General features: G+C 61.3%; 14 protein-coding genes. 9 read left to right on the forward strand and 5 right to left on the reverse strand.

Annotated elements, in window-relative coordinates:
- The 4 genes from BMY36_RS04025 to BMY36_RS04040 form a co-directional block, all read left to right on the forward strand.
- The coding region (locus BMY36_RS04025) for an IS5 family transposase (RefSeq protein WP_139193930.1) at positions 1–621 on the forward strand (621 nt) is incomplete at its 5' end.
- Positions 622–1,215: 594 nt separating this feature from the next.
- The gene (locus BMY36_RS04030) at positions 1,216–2,328 is read left to right on the forward strand and encodes an S-(hydroxymethyl)glutathione dehydrogenase/class III alcohol dehydrogenase (RefSeq protein WP_050518502.1); all 1,113 of its coding nucleotides are present in this window, start codon (positions 1,216–1,218) and stop codon (positions 2,326–2,328) included.
- Between the two features lie 189 nt (positions 2,329–2,517).
- Positions 2,518–3,903 (forward strand): oligosaccharide flippase family protein, encoded by a 1,386-nt coding sequence (locus tag BMY36_RS04035; RefSeq protein ID WP_050518484.1) that lies wholly within the window; start codon positions 2,518–2,520, stop codon positions 3,901–3,903.
- The gene (locus BMY36_RS04040; RefSeq protein ID WP_050518483.1) at positions 3,900–7,796 is read left to right on the forward strand and encodes a non-ribosomal peptide synthetase; all 3,897 of its coding nucleotides are present in this window, start codon (positions 3,900–3,902) and stop codon (positions 7,794–7,796) included. The genes BMY36_RS04035 and BMY36_RS04040 overlap by 4 nt, the downstream gene beginning before the upstream one ends.
- Positions 7,797–7,850: 54 nt before the next feature.
- Here BMY36_RS04040 and BMY36_RS19805 read toward each other — a convergent pair whose 3' ends face one another.
- Complete coding sequence (locus BMY36_RS19805; protein ID WP_156215088.1) at positions 7,851–7,997, reverse strand: hypothetical protein; 147 nt, start codon at positions 7,995–7,997, stop codon at positions 7,851–7,853.
- Positions 7,998–8,274: 277 nt separating this feature from the next.
- On the opposite strand from BMY36_RS19805, the gene rpe reads away from it, so the two are divergent.
- The 5 genes from rpe to BMY36_RS04065 are packed head-to-tail and all read left to right on the forward strand — an operon-like array spanning position 8,275 to position 13,108.
- Positions 8,275–8,964, forward strand: a complete 690-nt coding sequence (gene rpe, locus BMY36_RS04045) for a ribulose-phosphate 3-epimerase (RefSeq protein WP_050518482.1) — start codon at positions 8,275–8,277, stop codon at positions 8,962–8,964.
- Complete coding sequence (gene gph / locus BMY36_RS04050) at positions 8,961–9,617, forward strand: phosphoglycolate phosphatase (protein WP_050518481.1); 657 nt, start codon at positions 8,961–8,963, stop codon at positions 9,615–9,617. Before rpe ends, gph begins: the two co-directional genes overlap by 4 nt.
- Positions 9,618–9,619: 2 nt before the next feature.
- Positions 9,620–10,417, forward strand: a complete 798-nt coding sequence (locus BMY36_RS04055; RefSeq protein ID WP_050518480.1) for a dimethylarginine dimethylaminohydrolase — start codon at positions 9,620–9,622, stop codon at positions 10,415–10,417.
- Positions 10,414–11,397: a GT-B fold glycosyltransferase domain-containing protein gene (locus tag BMY36_RS04060; protein WP_050518501.1), complete on the forward strand. Its 984-nt coding sequence runs from the start codon at positions 10,414–10,416 to the stop codon at positions 11,395–11,397. Before BMY36_RS04055 ends, BMY36_RS04060 begins: the two co-directional genes overlap by 4 nt.
- A 46-nt stretch (positions 11,398–11,443) precedes the next feature.
- Entirely contained in the window at positions 11,444–13,108 is a 1,665-nt protein-coding gene (locus BMY36_RS04065) for a Na/Pi cotransporter family protein (RefSeq protein WP_050518479.1), read from the forward strand.
- Here the strand turns inward: BMY36_RS04065 and BMY36_RS04070 are convergent.
- The 4 genes from BMY36_RS04070 to BMY36_RS04085 all read right to left on the reverse strand — a co-directional run bounded on the left by BMY36_RS04070 (position 13,105) and on the right by BMY36_RS04085 (position 15,963).
- Complete coding sequence (locus tag BMY36_RS04070; protein WP_050518500.1) at positions 13,105–13,788, reverse strand: M48 family metallopeptidase; 684 nt, start codon at positions 13,786–13,788, stop codon at positions 13,105–13,107. The genes BMY36_RS04065 and BMY36_RS04070 overlap by 4 nt on opposite strands.
- Before the next feature lie 71 nt (positions 13,789–13,859).
- Positions 13,860–14,468, reverse strand: a complete 609-nt coding sequence (locus BMY36_RS04075; protein ID WP_050518478.1) for a DedA family protein — start codon at positions 14,466–14,468, stop codon at positions 13,860–13,862.
- On the reverse strand, positions 14,465–14,782 hold the full coding sequence (locus tag BMY36_RS04080; RefSeq protein WP_050518477.1) for a hypothetical protein: 318 nt from the start codon (positions 14,780–14,782) through the stop codon (positions 14,465–14,467). The genes BMY36_RS04075 and BMY36_RS04080 overlap by 4 nt, the downstream gene beginning before the upstream one ends.
- Positions 14,779–15,963, reverse strand: coding sequence for a vWA domain-containing protein (locus tag BMY36_RS04085; RefSeq protein ID WP_050518476.1), 1,185 nt, complete (start codon positions 15,961–15,963; stop codon positions 14,779–14,781). The genes BMY36_RS04080 and BMY36_RS04085 overlap by 4 nt, the downstream gene beginning before the upstream one ends.
- Position 15,964 lies beyond the last annotated feature (1 nt).

Genomic DNA, 15,964 nt, shown 5'->3' on the forward strand with positions numbered 1-15,964 from the left:
GGCGGTCAGATTCTGGATGCCTCCATCGTGCCGGTGCCGCGCAATCACAATACGCGCGATGAAAACGCTACGATCAAGAAGGGCGAGGTCCCCGAGGATTGGGCCGACAAGCCTGCCAAGCGATGCCAGAAGGATCTGGACGCACGCTGGACGAAAAAACACGGCAAGAGCCATTACGGCTACAAAAACCACACAAACGTGGACCGCACCCACAAATTGGTGCGCCGCTACCACGTCACCGACGCAGCTGTGCATGACAGCCAGACGGTGGACCACCTGCTGATGCAGGGCAATACCGGGTCCGGCGTGTGGGCGGACGCGGCTTATCGATCTGAGGAGATGGAGGCCAAGCTGCGCGACCGCAAGCTGAAAAGCTACATCCACCGTAAAGGCAAGCGCGGCAAGCCGCTGACTGAACAGGCCAAGGGCAGTAACCGGACCAAGTCCACTGTGCGGGTCCGGGTCGAGCATATTTTTGGCGCGCAAGCCAACGACATGGGCGGCACCCTCGTGCGCACGATCGGTCTGGTTCGGGCCAAGGCCGCGATCGGGATGAAAAACCTCGCCTACAACATGCGCCGCCTCGGCCAATTGGGACGCATCAGCCCACACCCAGCCTGAAAACGGTCGACCAACGACGCAGATCGCCCTGCGCATCGCGCAAAACGGCCCTGAACCGAAGGTCTGAGAAGCGAAACGGGCAGCACATCATCAAACCCAACGCAACACTCGGTCAGGTCGCTGCCGCGCTTCGGGCGTAAACTGCTGCGCCGTTGCCGCGAAAACAGTCAAAAATCGAGGTGCCCTTAGGATTTGAGGCTTACCCATAACCAATTGTTAAAACGGGGATATGTGCGAGTAAGGCAATCAATACCACCTAGGAATACGCCAAATTCCCTGCTCTTTTTCTGGTTAGCAGGGAAATTGTCCCGCAAAGTAGGGTACAGTCAGGACTGCGACCACCACCATCCTTTTTGGTTTTGGAGTGCGACCCGGGTGCGAAATCGCGCGCGATGCGCATTTTAACGCATTGATTTTATTGTGTATCGTGTTTTTTGTTAACCTTTTCTTAAGGGGGAACGCGGTGCGAATTGCACAGGGTGGAGAGGTATTTGGACCAAGCCGAATGGGGAGGGTTTGTGGGGCGTGGCTTGCGGTTGTGGGCGGGGCGGGGCAAGGTGGCGGGGAATGATTTAAGGAAGGACTTGTCCCATGATGCGCACCCGTGCCGCTGTTGCTGTTGCCCCCGGAAAACCGCTTGTGATTATGGAGGTCAATCTGGAAGGCCCCAAGGCGGGCGAGGTTTTGGTGGAGATGAAGGCCACGGGGCTGTGCCACACGGATGAATTTACCCGGTCGGGTGATGACCCCGAAGGGTTGTTCCCGGCGATTTTGGGGCATGAGGGCGCGGGCGTTGTGCTGGCGATTGGCGAGGGTGTGACCACGTTGGAGGTGGGCGACCATGTTATCCCGCTGTACACGCCCGAGTGCCGGGAGTGCGAATATTGCCTGTCGGGCAAAACCAACCTGTGCCAGAAGATTCGGCTGACCCAAGGGCGGGGGCAGATGCCGGACGGGACCACGCGGTTTTCGATGTTGGATGGCACGCCGATCCACCATTACATGGGTTGTTCGACATTCGCCAATCACACGGTGATACCTGAGATCGCTTTGGCCAAAGTGCGCAAGGACGCGCCGTTTGACAAAATCTGCTATATCGGCTGTGGGGTTACCACGGGGATTGGTGCGGTGATCAACACGGCCAAGGTTGAGATTGGCGCGCGGTGCATTGTGTTTGGCCTTGGCGGGATTGGCCTGAATGTTATCCAAGGCCTGCGCATGGCGGGGGCGGACCAAGTGGTTGGCGTGGATTTGAACGACAGCAAGGAAGAGATTGCGCGGTATTTTGGGCTGACGGACTTTGTGAACCCCAGCAAAGTTGAAGGCGATTTGGTGGCGCATTTGGTGGAATTGACCAAGGGCGGCGCGGATTACACTTTTGATGCCACGGGCAACACCAAGGTGATGCGCACGGCGTTGGAGGCGGCGCATAAGGGCTGGGGCGAGAGCATTATTATTGGCGTGGCCCCTGCGGGGGCGGAAATTTCGACGCGGCCGTTTCAGTTGGTGACGGGGCGGGTGTGGAAAGGGACCGCGTTTGGCGGGGCCAAGGGGCGCACGGATGTGCCGAAATTTGTCGATTGGTACATGAGTGGCAAGATCGAGATTGACCCGATGATCACGCATAAATTGACGCTGGACCAGATCAACGAAGGGTTTGATTTGATGCACCGGGGCGAATCCATTCGTGCGGTGGTTGAGTTTTGATTTTCGCATTTCCTTGATGCGTGTGGGGCGGGGCGGGCCAGCGGGCGGCGCCCCGTTTTTTTAAGACTTTTTTAGCCAAGGTCATGATATTGCCATAAGGCGCGGGCACGCAGGGGATTGGTTTTGGGCTTTTGCCCCATGTGGATTGGGCCTTTTGGTTTGGGCCTTTGGGTAAGGATGTGGTGACGCATGAGTGAGACGCCGATCGAGGGTGCGGGCATTTGGTCGCGCGCGGCGCGCGGGTCGGCATGGACTGCGATGTCATTCGTGGCGGCGCAGGGGTTTCGCCTGATTTCCAACCTGATTTTGACGCGGCTTTTGTTTCCCGAGGCGTTTGGGATTATGGCCTTGGTCACTGTGATGCTGGTGGGTTTGACGCTGTTTTCGGACATGGGCACCGGCCCTGCGATTATGCAAAGCAAGCGTGGCGATGACCCCGAATTTTTGAACACCGCTTGGACAATCCAGATTTTGCGCGGCGGCGTGTTGTGGCTGATGGCCTGCGCGGTCGCCTATCCGGCGGCGTTGTTTTACGACCAGCCGTTGATTGCGATGTTGTTGCCGGTGGCCGCGATGTCCTTGCTGTTTGCGGGGTTTGAGCCGACACGGGTGGACACGGCGAACCGGCATTTGTTGTTGGGGCGGTTGACGGTTTTGGATTTGATTTCAACGCTGTTGGGCATCGTGGTGATGTTGGTGTTGGCCTATGTGTTCCGGTCGGTTTGGGCATTGGCGGTGGGTGGCGTGATTACGGCGGCGATCCGTTTGGCGCTGCTGTCGTCGTTTTTGCCGGGCGCGAGCAACCGTTTGCGCTGGGAAGGGCCTGCGGTGCATGAGCTGTTGCACTTTGGCTTTTGGATTTTTCTGTCGTCGGTGTGCGGGTTTTTGGTGTCGCAGGGTGACCGCGCAATTTTGGGCAAGTTCCTGACGATTGAGGGATTGGGGATTTACAATATCGGCGCGTTTTTGGCGATGTTTCCCATCATGTTGGGGTCCACCGTGACGGCGCGGATTTTGATTCCGATTTACCGCGAGCATGGGGTGGATACCGATGTCGCCGCCTTGGCCCGGTTGCGGCGGTTGCGGTATTATTTGACCGGCGGGTTGCTGGCGTGTTTGGCGTTTTTGGCGCTGGCGGGGCCGTTTATTGTGCAGACGCTGTATGATGACCGCTATCTTGCCGCGGGCGGGGTGATGGTGGCGATTTGCGCGGTGCAGATGATTGTGGTGGTGTTTTTAACCTATGATCAGGCGGCGCTTGCGCGGGGCGACAGCCGGGGGTTTTTCTTGGTCAGCGCGGCCAAGGCCAGTTTGATGGCGGTGGGGTTTTTGGTTGGCGCGGTGAACATGGGGTTGTTTGGCGCGATGGTGGGGCAAGCGCTGGCGATGCTGCTGTATATGCCGGTGATTGCGCGGTTGGCGGCGCGGCACAAAGTGTGGGACGCGCGCCATGATGTGCTGTTTTTGGTGTTGGCGCTGTGTCTGGGCGCGTTGGCCGTTTGGGTGAATTGGGCGGATGTGGCGTTGTTGATCCCCGGGTCGGGCGGTGGATTTCACGGGGGGCGCATCGAATGAGCGGGACCCGTGGGTTTGCCCTGACGCCTGTTCAAGCGGGGATGGTTTATGAAGGGATGGCGCTGCGCGATCCGGGGGTGAACCTGGAGCAGGTGGTGGTGCATCTGGGCTGCAGTATGGTCGATGTGGCGCGGCTGGAGGCTGTTTGGGCGGCGGCGATTGCGCGGCATGACGTTTTGCGGTTGGTGGTGCAGGTGGACGCGATGCGCCAGCATATTGGCGCGGGTTTTGCGGTGCCTTTGGTGGTGGAGGATTTTGCGGGGGATTTGCCAGCTTGGCTGGCGGTGGACCGGGCGCGCGGGGTTGATGTGTCGGTGGCGGGCGGCTGGCGGTTGACGCTGTTGCGCGGGGCGGGGCAATCGGTGTTGGTGTGGACGTTTTCGCATGTGATGCTGGATGGTCGCAGCTTTCGGATGCTGCTGGAGGAGGTGTTTGCCGCCTATGATGGGGGTGGCCGCGTGCTGCCTTTGGCGCCTACGTTTCAAGACCATGCCGAGGCGGTGGCGGCGGCTGACCCGGCGGTGGCCAAAGCGTTTTTCGCACAGTATTTGGCGGGGTTTGACCGCGCGACTGTGCTGGGGTTTGTGGGCGCACAGGCAGGTGCGGGGACCGAAGTTTATGACGCCGCGTTGAGCGCGGCGCAGACGCAGGCCTTGGTTGCGCGGGCGGATGCGGCGGGGGTGAGTTTTGCATCCTTTGTGCAGGCGGCCTGGGCCTTGGTTTTGGCGCGGGTGTCGGGGCAGGGCGATGTGGTGTTTGGGGTGACGCGGTCGGGGCGGTACATCACGCCCGGCGCGCAAGGGATGCTGGGGTGTTTGATCACCACGCAGCCGTTGCGGGTGAAATTGGCCCCGGACATGACGCTGGATGCGGCCTTGGCGACCTTGCGCGCGGATTTGATGGCGCAGCGCCCCTATGAAGGGTTAGGACTGGCGGATATCGCGGCGGTCTCCGAAGTGGGCGTGTTGTTTGACAGTTTGGTGATGGTGGAGCGGCAATCGCTGCACGCAGGCTTGCAAGCGTTGGGCGGTGCGTGGCGCGGGCGGCGGGTGGAGCTGTTTGAACAAGGGGCGGCGGCGTTGACGTTGGCGGCTTATGGCGATGCGTGTTTGCAATTGCGGCTGGAGGCGCGGCTGGACCAAATCTCGGCGGTGGATGCGCAGCGGTATCTGGCCTATGTGACGCATGTTTTGGGGGCCATGGCGCAGGCCCCACCGGATGTACGCCTGTGCGATTTGGCGATGATGCCTGCGGCGGAACGGGCGGGTTTGGTGGCGTTGGGGCAGCCTGTGCGCGCGTTGCCTGCGCTGCGGCCAGCCTGTTTTGCGCAGGCGTTTGAGGCGGTGGCGGCGCGCCAACCCCATGCGCCCGCCTTGACCCAAATGGGCAGAGATTGGGTTTTGGACTATGCCGGCCTTGATGCGCGGGCCAACCAATTGGCGCAGCATTTGGCGCAAAACGGCATCGGGCCGGGCACGATTTTGGGGCTTTGCCTGCCGCGCAGCGCGGATTTTGTGGCCTTGATGCTGGCCGCGTCAAAACGGGGGGCGGCGTTTTTGCCGATGGACCCCAGCTATCCGCCGGATGCGCTGTTACACATGGCGCGCGATGCGGGCGTTGCGTTGATTTTGACGCAAGAGCCGCAAGATTGGATGGCGGGCTTGGCCGTGCTGCAAGTGACGCCGCATTTGGGGGCGGATTTGCAGGCGATGGCCCCGGCGCGGGGCGGGTTGCAGGATGATCGGGCGGCTTATGTGATCTACACCTCGGGCAGTACGGGCAAACCCAAAGGGGTTGTGGTGTCGCAAGCGGCGTTTGTGGCGCATGCCTTTGCCGCGATTGACCAATACGGGTTGGTGCAGGGCGACCGCGCGCTGCAGTTTGCCGCGCTTAGTTTCGATGTGGCGCTGGAGGAGATTGCGCCAACCCTGCTGGCGGGGGCGCAGGTGGTGCTGCGCGATGAGGCGATGATGACATCGCCGCAAGGGTTTTTGGCGGCGGTGGCGGCGGCGGGAATTACCGTTTTGAACTTGCCGACCGGGTTTTGGCAAGTGCTGCTGGGCGCGCTGGAGGGCGGTGCGGTGCTGCCTGCGGGCGTGCGTTTGATGGTGGTGGGCGGCGAACGGATGCCGCCCGATGCTGTGGCGCGCTGGCAAGGTTTGGCGCATATGCCACGCTTGGTGAACGGATACGGGCCGACGGAGGCCACGATCACCTGCGCCGCGTTTGAGGTTTTGGGCGCGGTGCAGGGGCCAGACGTGCCTGTGGGGCGCGCGTTTGGCCATGCGGCGCTGTATTTGCGCGCGCCCGATGGCAGCCTGTCGCCGCAAGGCGCGCGGGGCGAGGTTTGGGTGGGCGGCGTGGCCGTGGCCGATGGGTATTTGGGCCAACCTGCGCTGAGCGCGCAGTGGTTTTTGCCCAACCCGGATGCGCCGGGGCGGATGTACCGCACGGGTGATCTGGGGCATTGGGATGGGTCCGGGGATTTGGTGGTTGCGGGGCGCGCGGACCGACAGATCAAGTTGCGCGGGTTTCGGATTGAACCGGCCGAGGTTGAGGCGGTGCTGGAGGCGTTGCCGGGGGTGGCGCTGGCGCATGTTGGGGTGGCGCAAGGGCGATTGATTGGTTGGCTGCGCGCGCCCAACGTGGACGCGCCGCCGGATTTGGTGGCACTGCGCGCGGAAATTGCGGCGCAATTGCCCGTGGCCAAGCGGCCCGAGGTGATGTTTGTGACCGATTGGCCGCAAACGCCCGGCGGCAAAACCGATGTGCGGCGGTTGCCGATGCCTGTGCTTGCGCAGGGCGGTGCGCAGGCGCGCGCGCGGGGGGCTGGGGACGCGCAAACCAACCGGATTGCCGAGGTGTTTGGCAGTGTTTTGGGCTGTGATGTGCCGGGGCCGGACGACAGCTTTTTCGATCTGGGCGGTCATTCGTTGCAAATGCTGACGCTGATCGGGCATATCGAAGCGGCGTTTTCACGACGATTGACGGTGGCGCAAGTGCATGCGCAGCCAACGCCGCAAGGATTGTCGGAGCTGTTGGGCGAGGCTGTGCAAATTGCGCCGGGAACGGATTTGATGGATTGTTTGATGCCAATTCAGCCGCTTGGAACAGGTGTGCCGATTTATGGCGTGCATGTTTTGGGGGTGAATGGCAGCTTTTTCCGCCCGCTTGCGCAGGCGATGGGACTGGACCAGCCGATTTTCGGGCTGACCGTGGGGTTGTTGAGCGCGGACACACCGCAAACGGTGGAGGATACGGCGCAGCTGTATTTCCGCGCGATTGAGGCGCATCGCCCGGAGGGGCCTGTGGGCTTGGTCGCGGTGTCGCTGGGCAGTTACATGGCGCTGGAACTGGCGCAGCAATTGGCGGCGGCGGGGCGCGATGTGCGGCTGTTGGGGTTGTTGGATGCGGCGGGGCCTGCGGGGCGAGGCAAAATTCGTGGGCTGGCGTGGTTGGGCGCGCATTTGACGCTGCTGCGCGCGGGCGGATTTGGGTATTTGCGCGGGCTGATCGCGGCGAAATGGGATGGTTTGCGCCACCGCCTGGAAAAGTTGCGGCTGTTTTTGACCACGCAGCGCGCGCCGACATCGGTGGGCGGGTTTGTGGCGGCCAATGATGTGGCGATCCAAAACTATACGCCGCGCGCCTATGCCGGGCGGATTACGATTATTCGAGCGCGCAGCAGCGTGTTTGACAGCGAAGCGGCGATTGCAGACGGGCTTGGTTGGGGGCCGTGGGCGCAGGGCGGGTTTGCAGTGATTGATGTGGCGGGGGACCATCTGTCGATCTTGGACGCGCCGGGGGTGGACGCGGTGGCGCAGGCCTTTGCGCGAGAGATCGCGCGGGGGCCGGGTGCGGCGGATGCGCGGCGGCGGTTTGGGCCGGGCTGACATGCAAAAGGCCCGGACGCGGTGCCGGGCCTTGCATCAGATTTTCGCAGCTTATTAGAAGCTGTAAAAGCAGGCGGGCGCAGCGGTGAATTTGCCCGGTTTGCCCAAGAATGCGTCGCGGTGCGCGCGCAGGGCGGCACGGTCGCGGCGCGATTGGGTGCCGATGAAAATGGCGTTCAGGATGCGGTTCAAGGTGGTCATGGCAAGTCCTTTGGGATGGGGCGGTGCGTGTGACGGCCCGGTTTATTCTGGGACGCGCGGCTGCAAGGGAACCCTTTGTCATTACGGCATATTTAAGACGCGAGGGGGGCACCACGCCACAGACAATGCTGCATTTCTGATATGCGCTGGGTGCAGGGCTTAATCGCGGGGTTACGCGCTGGGGGCATGGCTGTTGTGGGGCTGTGCTGGGATTGCGCGGGGCACTTTACCTAAGCGCCCCTTGCGCAGTAGAAGGGGACAGCCAAAGGAGCGCCCCATGATGTTTTCCCGCCAGATCAAGATTGCCCCGTCGATATTGTCCGCCGATTTTGCGAATTTTGGTGCGGAATGTCGCGCGATTGAGGCGCAAGGCGCGGATTGGGTGCATGTGGATGTGATGGATGGGCATTTTGTGCCCAATATCACCTTTGGTCCGGCGACCTGTGCCGCCATTCGGCCCCATATCAAGGGCGTGATGGACGTGCATTTGATGATTGCGCCCGTGGACGCCTATATTGAGGCGTTTGCGCAGGCGGGGGCCGATGTGATTTCGGCGCATCTGGAGGCGGGGCCGCATATTCACCGCACGTTGCAGGCCATTCGCGGAGCGGGGGCAAAGGCGGGGTTGGCGATTAACCCCGGCACGCCGGTGGAGGCGGTGGAGTATTTGCTGGATATGGTTGATTTGGTTTGCGTGATGACGGTAAACCCCGGATTTGGGGGGCAGAAATTCATTCATTCTCAAGTCGCGAAGGTGGCGAAACTGCGTGCGATGATTGGGGACCGGCCTGTGCATATTGAAATTGACGGCGGGGTGACGGTGGAAACAGCGCCGCTGGTGGCGGCTGCCGGGGCGGATGTTTTGGTCGCGGGGTCTGCGGTGTTTAAGGGCGGGTCGGTGGGCGATCCGGCCCCATATGGCGTGAATATTGCGGCCATTCGGGCGGCGGCGGAGGGGGCGGTGTGACAGCGGTTATATTCGATTTGGACGGCACGCTGATTGATTCTGCGCCTGATATTATCGCCGCGTCCAATGGATTGCTGGTGGAGGCGGGGTATGCGCCCTTGCCGCCTGCGCAGATAAAAGGGTTTATTGGCAAAGGGTTGGCCTATTTGATCCAGCGGTTGCTGGAGGCTGTGGGCGAAGTGCCGGATGGGCCGATGTTTGCGCCGATGTTTGCGAAATTCACCATTCGGTATGAAACGGCGTTTGATTTGACGACGGTTTATCCCGGCGTTGTGGGGGCGTTGGAGGATTTGGCGGGGCGGGGCTGCGCGCTGGGGATTTGCACCAACAAACCGCTGGTGCCGACGCGCACGGTGTTGCGGCATTTCGATTTGACGCGGCATTTTGGGGTGGTTTATGGCGGCGACAGCTTGGCCGTGCGCAAGCCGGACCCGGCCCCGTTGCAAGCGGCGGCGGCGGATATGGGGCGGGCGCGCGTGATCTTTGTCGGTGACAGCGAGGTGGACGCGGAAACGGCGGCGCGCGCGGGCGTGGCGTTCTTGCTGTTCACCGAAGGGTATCGCAAAACGGCGGTACAGGATTTGCCGCATCGGGCGGCGTTCAATGATTTCAAACAGTTGCCGGGGCTTGTCGCCCATATAATGGAGGAGTGAGCATGTCAGCATCGTACCGTTTCACCCATGCGATTACGCGCAAACCGGGGGTTGGCATCACGGCTGGCCTGCGCGCGGTGGATATTGGCGCGCCCGATTTGGACCTGATGCTGGCGCATCACGCGGATTATATCGCCGCATTGCGCAGCACGGGGGCCGAAGTGGTGGAGTTGGACGCGCTGGCGGATTTTGCGGACGCGGTGTTTGTCGAGGATACGGCGCTGTGCCTGCCACGTGGGGCCGTGGTGATGCGGCCCGGCGCGCCCAGTCGGTTGGGCGAGGCTGGGCTGATGGCCCCGCATTTGGCGGCGCTTTATGATGACGTGCGGGTGATTTCGGGGGCGGAGAGTTACATCGAGGGCGGCGATATTTTAACCACCGAGCGCGAGATTTTGGTGGGCCGTTCGGCGCGCACCAATGCGGCGGGGGTTGCGGAATTGCGCGAACGGGTGGCCGATTGGGGCCTGCCCGTGCGTGAGGTGTTCACGCCGCCGGGGGTGCTGCATTTCAAAACCGATTGTTCATTGTTAGACGCCGAGACGGTTTTGGCGACCCAGCGGCTGGCGGCATCGGGGTGTTTTGACGGTTACCGCGTGATCCATACGGCGGCGGGTGAGGAGGCTTGCGCCAATGCCATCCGGTTCAATGATCTGGTGATTATGCCCGATGGATTTCCGAAAACCCGCGATATTTTGGTGGCGGCGGGGTTTGCGGTGCGCGTGGTGGGCAACAGCGAATGTGCCAAGCTGGACGGCGGCATGTCGTGTTTAAGCCTGCGGTTTACCCCGAGCTTGACGTGAGCGTGGTGTTTAACATTGTGGCTGTCGCGCAAAATGGGCGGCTGGCCTATGAGGCGGTGCTGCTGGCGGCGAGTTTGCGCGCCAGCAACCCGGATTTTGCGGGGCGGTTGTTTATCGCGGTGCCGCAAGCGGGGCCGCTGTGGGTTCAGGACCCAACTGTGCAGGATATGGGGATTTTGGCGCTGCTGGCGGAGTTTGGTGCCGAGATTTTACCCTTTGAAAGCAAATGCTTTGGCGAGGCCTATCCGTATGGCAATAAGATAGAGTGTTTGGCGGCGCTGCCGGATGAGCCGTTTTTGTTTGTGGATACGGATACTGTTTTCACGGGTTCGCTGGACAGCGTTGGGTTTGATTTTGACCGCCCGTCCGCGTCGATGAAGCGCGAGGGGACGTGGCCGATTTTGGAGCTGTACGGGCCGGGCTATGGCGAAATTTGGGGGTCGCTTTACGCGCAGTTTGGCCTTGATTTTGCGAGCAGTTTGGATATGCGCGAACCGGATGAATACTGGAAACGCTATTTGTATTTCAACGCGGGCTGGTTTTTTCACAAAAGTCCAGCCGCGTTTGGCCAGCGGTTTGCGGAAATTGCGGTGGCGATACGCGATGCGGCCCCGCGCGAATTGGTGTGCCAACCGTTGAGCCCGTGGTTGGACCAAGTGGCGCTGCCGTTGGTTGTTCACGGCTTTGGCGGTGGGCGGCCGGGGCCGGAATTGGTGGGGTTGGACGGGGATGTGACCTGCCATTGGCGGTTGATGCCGCTGCTGTATGCGCGCGAAAGTGACCAAGCGGTGGCGATGGTGGAGCAGGTTTTGGCCCCAAACAGCGTGAAAAAGGTGCTGAAAGATCATTTGCCGTTTAAGAAGATGGTCTATCAGGGCAAAGGGGTGGAAGTGCGGGCGATGTTTGACCGCAACGATTTGCCCCGGCGCGAGCAGATGATCCGCAACCAGATCAAGCGCGCGAACCTGTGGGTGCGTTGACTTTGGGTTGGGTTGAATTTGGGTTGGGCAAAAGGGGCGATGTGAGATGATGCCAGTCGCGTTTTTGATCCAGCTTGCCGGGGCGGTGATGCTGCTGTTGTGGGCGGTTCGTATGGTCCGCACGGGGGTTGAACGGGCGCATGGCACGCGGTTGAAAGCGGCGCTGCGGGGCGCGCGGGAGGGCACGGCGCAGATGGCGCTGGTGGGCATGATTTTGGCGGTGGTGTTGCAAAGTTCGACCGCCGTAGGAATTTTGGCGGCGGGGTTTGTGACCAGCGGGATTTTGACGGTGGGCACCGGGATTGCGGCGCTGCTGGGGGCCGATCTGGGGTCGGCGCTGGTGGTTAAAATTCTGTCGTTTGATCTGTCGGGGTTGGTGCCGCTGTTGTTGCTGGTCGGCGCCACGATGTTTTTGAAATTTGAAGCGCGGATGGTGCGGCAAACTGGGCGCATTGTGCTGGGCGTTGCGTTCATTTTGCTGTCGTTGCAGATGGTGGCGCAAGCGACGGAGCCGCTGCGCGACAGTGCGGTGATGCCGGGGTTGATCGGGTATTTGCGCGGCGACCCGTTGACCGCGTTTTTGGTTGCGGCGGTGATTGCGTGGGTGGTTCATTCATCCGTGGCGACCGTGTTGTTGTTCGTGACCTTTGCCAATGGCGGTATGTTGCCGTTGGAGGTGGCGGTGCCGATGATATTGGGCGCGAACCTGGGCGGGGGCGTGATTGCGGTGTGGTTGACGCGCGGGATGGAGCTGGAGGCGCGGCGTGTCCCATTGGGAAATCTGGTTTTTCGCGGGGTGGCGGCGGTTTTGGTGTTGGCGCTGTCGTTGGTGGTTGATTTGCCGATTGCGCGGTTGGGCAGCACGGAAGCGGTGCAATTGGTGAATTTTCATCTGGTGTTCAACCTGTGTTTGTTGCTGCTGGCGTTGCCGTTTGTGGGTTTGATGGCGCGGGTGACACGGGTTTTGCTGCCCAATCCGGTCGTGGTGTCGCCCGATGTGGCCCCGATTGTGAGCATGTTGGACCGGGGTGCGGTGGCCAATCCGACCGTGGCGCTGGCCAGTGCCAAGCGCGAACTTTTGCGGATGGGCGAGGTGGTGGCGGCGATGTACCGCCCGGTTATGGAGTTGATGGACGGTGGCAATTTGGAGAAAATTGCGCGGGTGCGGGCGTTGGATGGTCAAGTGAACCGCCAGCACACGGATATTAAGCTGTTCATCGCGGAGCTGCACCGGGGGGATTTGACGGAGGCGGAGGTGAAATTGGGCACGGATTTGACTGATTTTTCCATCAATCTGGAGCATATTGGCGATATTATTGCCAAGAGTTTGTTGAGTTTGGCCGAAGCGCGGGCGCGCAAGGGCTTGCGGTTTTCACCCGAAGGTTGGACCGAAATGTGCAATTTGCACGCGCGGGTGGAAGGCAATTTGCAACTGGCGTTGAACGTGTTGGTGTCGGGGGATGTGGCATCGGCGCGGTTGTTGGTGAAGGAAAAAGAGGTGATCCGCAAGCAAGAGCGTGACAGTCATGATCGCCATTTGGCGCGGTTGCGCGGTGCGCAGGCCGACAGTATCGACACATCCGATATTCATCTGGAAACGGTGCGCGCGATTAAGGAAATCAACTCGTTGCTGGTCACGGTGGCCTATCCGATTTTGACGCAAAGCGGGCATTTGCTGGAAAGTCGGTTGGCGCAGCCGGGGGTGGGTTAAACGCCCCAGCGGGCCTCTCGGGCTTCGATCGCGGCGATACGGTCGGCGGTTTTGGGGTGGGAGCGCAGCCATTGCGGGGTGTTTGCGCCGCCCACGCCTGTCAGTTTGTCCAGTTTGTGAAACAGCGATTTTTGCGCATGGGTGCCGATGCCGGATTTGACCAACAGGGCGCTGGCATAAGCGTCTGCTTCATATTCATCCTTGCGCGACAGGCCCGCGCCCAAGGCCGATGTCAGATATTGCGCGATGAAAATGCCAATCACGGGGATAACGCGGGACAAGACGGTGGCGAGCAGCATGGCCACGGCGCGTTGGCCGGTCATATCCAGCACGCGGCGTTTGGTGTGACCAAGGGCGACGTGGCCAAGTTCATGGGCGACGACGGAGGCGATTTCTTCAGCCGTGACAATGCCTTGGCGGTAGCGGTCGATAAACCCACGCGTTAGGAACACGCGACCATCGGGGGCGGCAAGGCCGTTGACGGGTTCAACATCATAGATATGCACGGTGATTTTGGGCAGTTCCAACGCCTGTGCCATGCGGTCCATTACCGGGGTTAGGCCGGGATCGCGCAAGGGGGTGGAGGCGCTGTCAAGGTGCTGCGCCGTTTGCCACGCTGAAAAGCGGTACATCACATAGCCGATCACCAGCGGCAGGATAAGAGGCAATAAAACTGTCATGAAGATAATATGGGGCGGCACAGGGGGCGCGGAAAGGGGCGATTGCAAAAACCTGTGGGTTAGCGGGTGGTTTAGCGGTTTGTCCGGCGTTTGCGCCACAGGGCGCGGGCCAGAAGGGCGGTTATCATGCCTGCGGTCAGCGCACCGATGACGGAGCCGAGGGTGTTTGACACCTCCTCAATCTGGCTGCCGAATGTGAAGCCCAAGGTGACGTAAAGGGCGACCCACGTCGCTTCGCCCGCCAGATCGGCGGTGGTGAAGGTGCGCCACGGCATCCGCGTGGCCCCGGCGATCAGGTTAACGTAGGGGCCAAGCGGGCTGAACAGCCAGCGGGTGAGGTAGACGGCCCAGCCGCCACGCCGTTGCACCAACCCTTCGGCCTGATGCAACAGGCGGGCGGTGGCTTGGGCACCGCGGCGTTGTTTGCGCAGCCATGCCCAGACGCGCACGCCGCCAAAACGCCGGGCGGCCCAGTATCCGATATGATCGCCTGTGATTGCCCCGATGAAGGCGGCCGCACAGACCTGCCACAGCACCAAATCGCCTGCCGCCGCAAATGCGCCGCCTGCCATCATCATGAGCGATGCGGGTAAGGGCATGGCAAGGCAGGATAAAAGCGTGCAAAGGGCGATGACGACCAACCCGTAATCGGAAACGAGGCGCAACAGCGTGTCGGTCATGGCGCGGGGCTGGTTGGGATCAGCGCCTCAATTTCTGCGATGAGGTCGGGCAGGGGAAGGCCGCGCGCGCGGGCGATTTTCTCCAGCGATTGGCGGGGGTGTTCAGTCGCCCCAAGTTGCAGCACGGCCTGCAAATTGGGGGGCGGGATGCGGAAAGTGCGGCTGATGTAGCGAGGGGTCATCCACCCTTCGATCGGGTGCGCGCCGGGGGGATTTTCCATCCAGACGGTGGTGAAAAACACCAAGCGCAGCAGGAAAAATGCGGTGAGGGCCACGGCGATGGCAAAGCCTGTGATCAGGGCGCGGCGCCTCATCGTGACAACGCCTTGATGCCGCGGGTGAGACCGTCGAGCGTCATGGGAACCATGTTTGCACCGATTTGGTCGCGGATAAGGCGAATGGAATGGCTGTGCGCCCAAAAGCGTTCGGGGGTCGGGTTGATCCACAGATGTGTTGGCCAATGCGCGCACAGACGGTTCAGCCAGACCTGCCCGGATTCGGGGTTCCAATGTTCGTTTGCGCCGCCGGGGTGCAGGATTTCATACGGGCTCATGCTGGCGTCGCCGACGAAAATGCATTTCCAATCTGGGCCATAGGTGCGCAGGACGTCCAAAGTTGGGGTTTGCGCATCCCAGCGGCGGCGGTTGTCACGCCACAGCCCCTCATAGGGGCAATTGTGGAAATAGAAATGTTCGAGGTGGCGAAATTCGGAGCGCGCGGCGCTGAAGAGTTCTTCGACGATTTTGACGTAAGGATCCATCGAGCCGCCGACATCCAAAAGCAGCAGCACCTTGACCGCGTTGCGCCGTTCGGGGCGGGTTTGCACATCGAGATAGCCGTGTTCGGCGGTGGCGCGGATGGTGCCTTCAAGGTCAAGTTCCTGCGCCGCCCCATCGCGCGCCCATTTGCGCAAGCGTTTCAGGGCGAGTTTGATGTTGCGGGTGCCCAGTTCAACGGTGTCGTCAAGGTTCTTGAACTCGCGTTTGTCCCACACCTTTACCGCGCGGCCGTGGCGGCCTGTGTCTTGGCCAATCCGCACGCCTTCGGGGTTGTAGCCGTAAGCGCCAAAGGGCGAGGTGCCTGCAGTGCCGATCCATTTGTTGCCGCCTTGGTGGCGGGATCTTTGATCGTTCAGGCGCTGTTTCAGGGTTTCCATCAGCTTTTCAAAGCCGCCAAGCGCGTTGATCGCGGCTTGTTCATCAGGGGTAAGGTGTTTTTCCGCAAGTTTGCGCAGCCAGTCGTCGGGCAGGTCCAGCGCGTCGATCACGGATTGGGGGGGGATGGATTGCAGCCCTTTGAAGCTGGCGGCAAAGGCCTGATCAAAGCGGTCGAGGTGGCGTTCATCTTTGACCATTGTCAGGCGGGCGAGGTAGTAAAACCCGTCGACATCATAAGTGACCAGCCCCGCCGCGACCCCTTCGAGAAAGGAGAGGTATTCGCGCAGGCTGACCGGGACCCCGTGCCTGCGCAATGTGTCGAAAAAGGGCAGGAACATA

Origin of the sequence: Pseudorhodobacter antarcticus (assembly GCF_900110135.1) — a bacterium.
GTDB classification, from domain to species: domain Bacteria; phylum Pseudomonadota; class Alphaproteobacteria; order Rhodobacterales; family Rhodobacteraceae; genus Pseudorhodobacter; species Pseudorhodobacter antarcticus.

Excerpts from the sequence above, each read along its gene's own strand:
- BMY36_RS04030 (WP_050518502.1), top strand. The coding sequence starts at position 1,216 with ATGCGCACCCGTGCCGCTGTTGCTGTTGCCCCCGGAAAACCGCTTGTG.
- BMY36_RS04035 (WP_050518484.1), top strand. The coding sequence starts at position 2,518 with ATGAGTGAGACGCCGATCGAGGGTGCGGGCATTTGGTCGCGCGCGGCG.
- BMY36_RS04040 (WP_050518483.1), top strand. The coding sequence starts at position 3,900 with ATGAGCGGGACCCGTGGGTTTGCCCTGACGCCTGTTCAAGCGGGGATG.
- BMY36_RS19805 (WP_156215088.1), bottom strand. The coding sequence starts at position 7,997 with ATGACCACCTTGAACCGCATCCTGAACGCCATTTTCATCGGCACCCAA.
- rpe (WP_050518482.1), top strand. The coding sequence starts at position 8,275 with ATGATGTTTTCCCGCCAGATCAAGATTGCCCCGTCGATATTGTCCGCC.
- BMY36_RS04055 (WP_050518480.1), top strand. The coding sequence starts at position 9,620 with ATGTCAGCATCGTACCGTTTCACCCATGCGATTACGCGCAAACCGGGG.
- BMY36_RS04065 (WP_050518479.1), top strand. The coding sequence starts at position 11,444 with ATGATGCCAGTCGCGTTTTTGATCCAGCTTGCCGGGGCGGTGATGCTG.
- BMY36_RS04070 (WP_050518500.1), bottom strand. The coding sequence starts at position 13,788 with ATGACAGTTTTATTGCCTCTTATCCTGCCGCTGGTGATCGGCTATGTG.
- BMY36_RS04075 (WP_050518478.1), bottom strand. The coding sequence starts at position 14,468 with ATGACCGACACGCTGTTGCGCCTCGTTTCCGATTACGGGTTGGTCGTC.
- BMY36_RS04080 (WP_050518477.1), bottom strand. The coding sequence starts at position 14,782 with ATGAGGCGCCGCGCCCTGATCACAGGCTTTGCCATCGCCGTGGCCCTC.
- BMY36_RS04085 (WP_050518476.1), bottom strand. The coding sequence starts at position 15,963 with ATGTTCCTGCCCTTTTTCGACACATTGCGCAGGCACGGGGTCCCGGTC.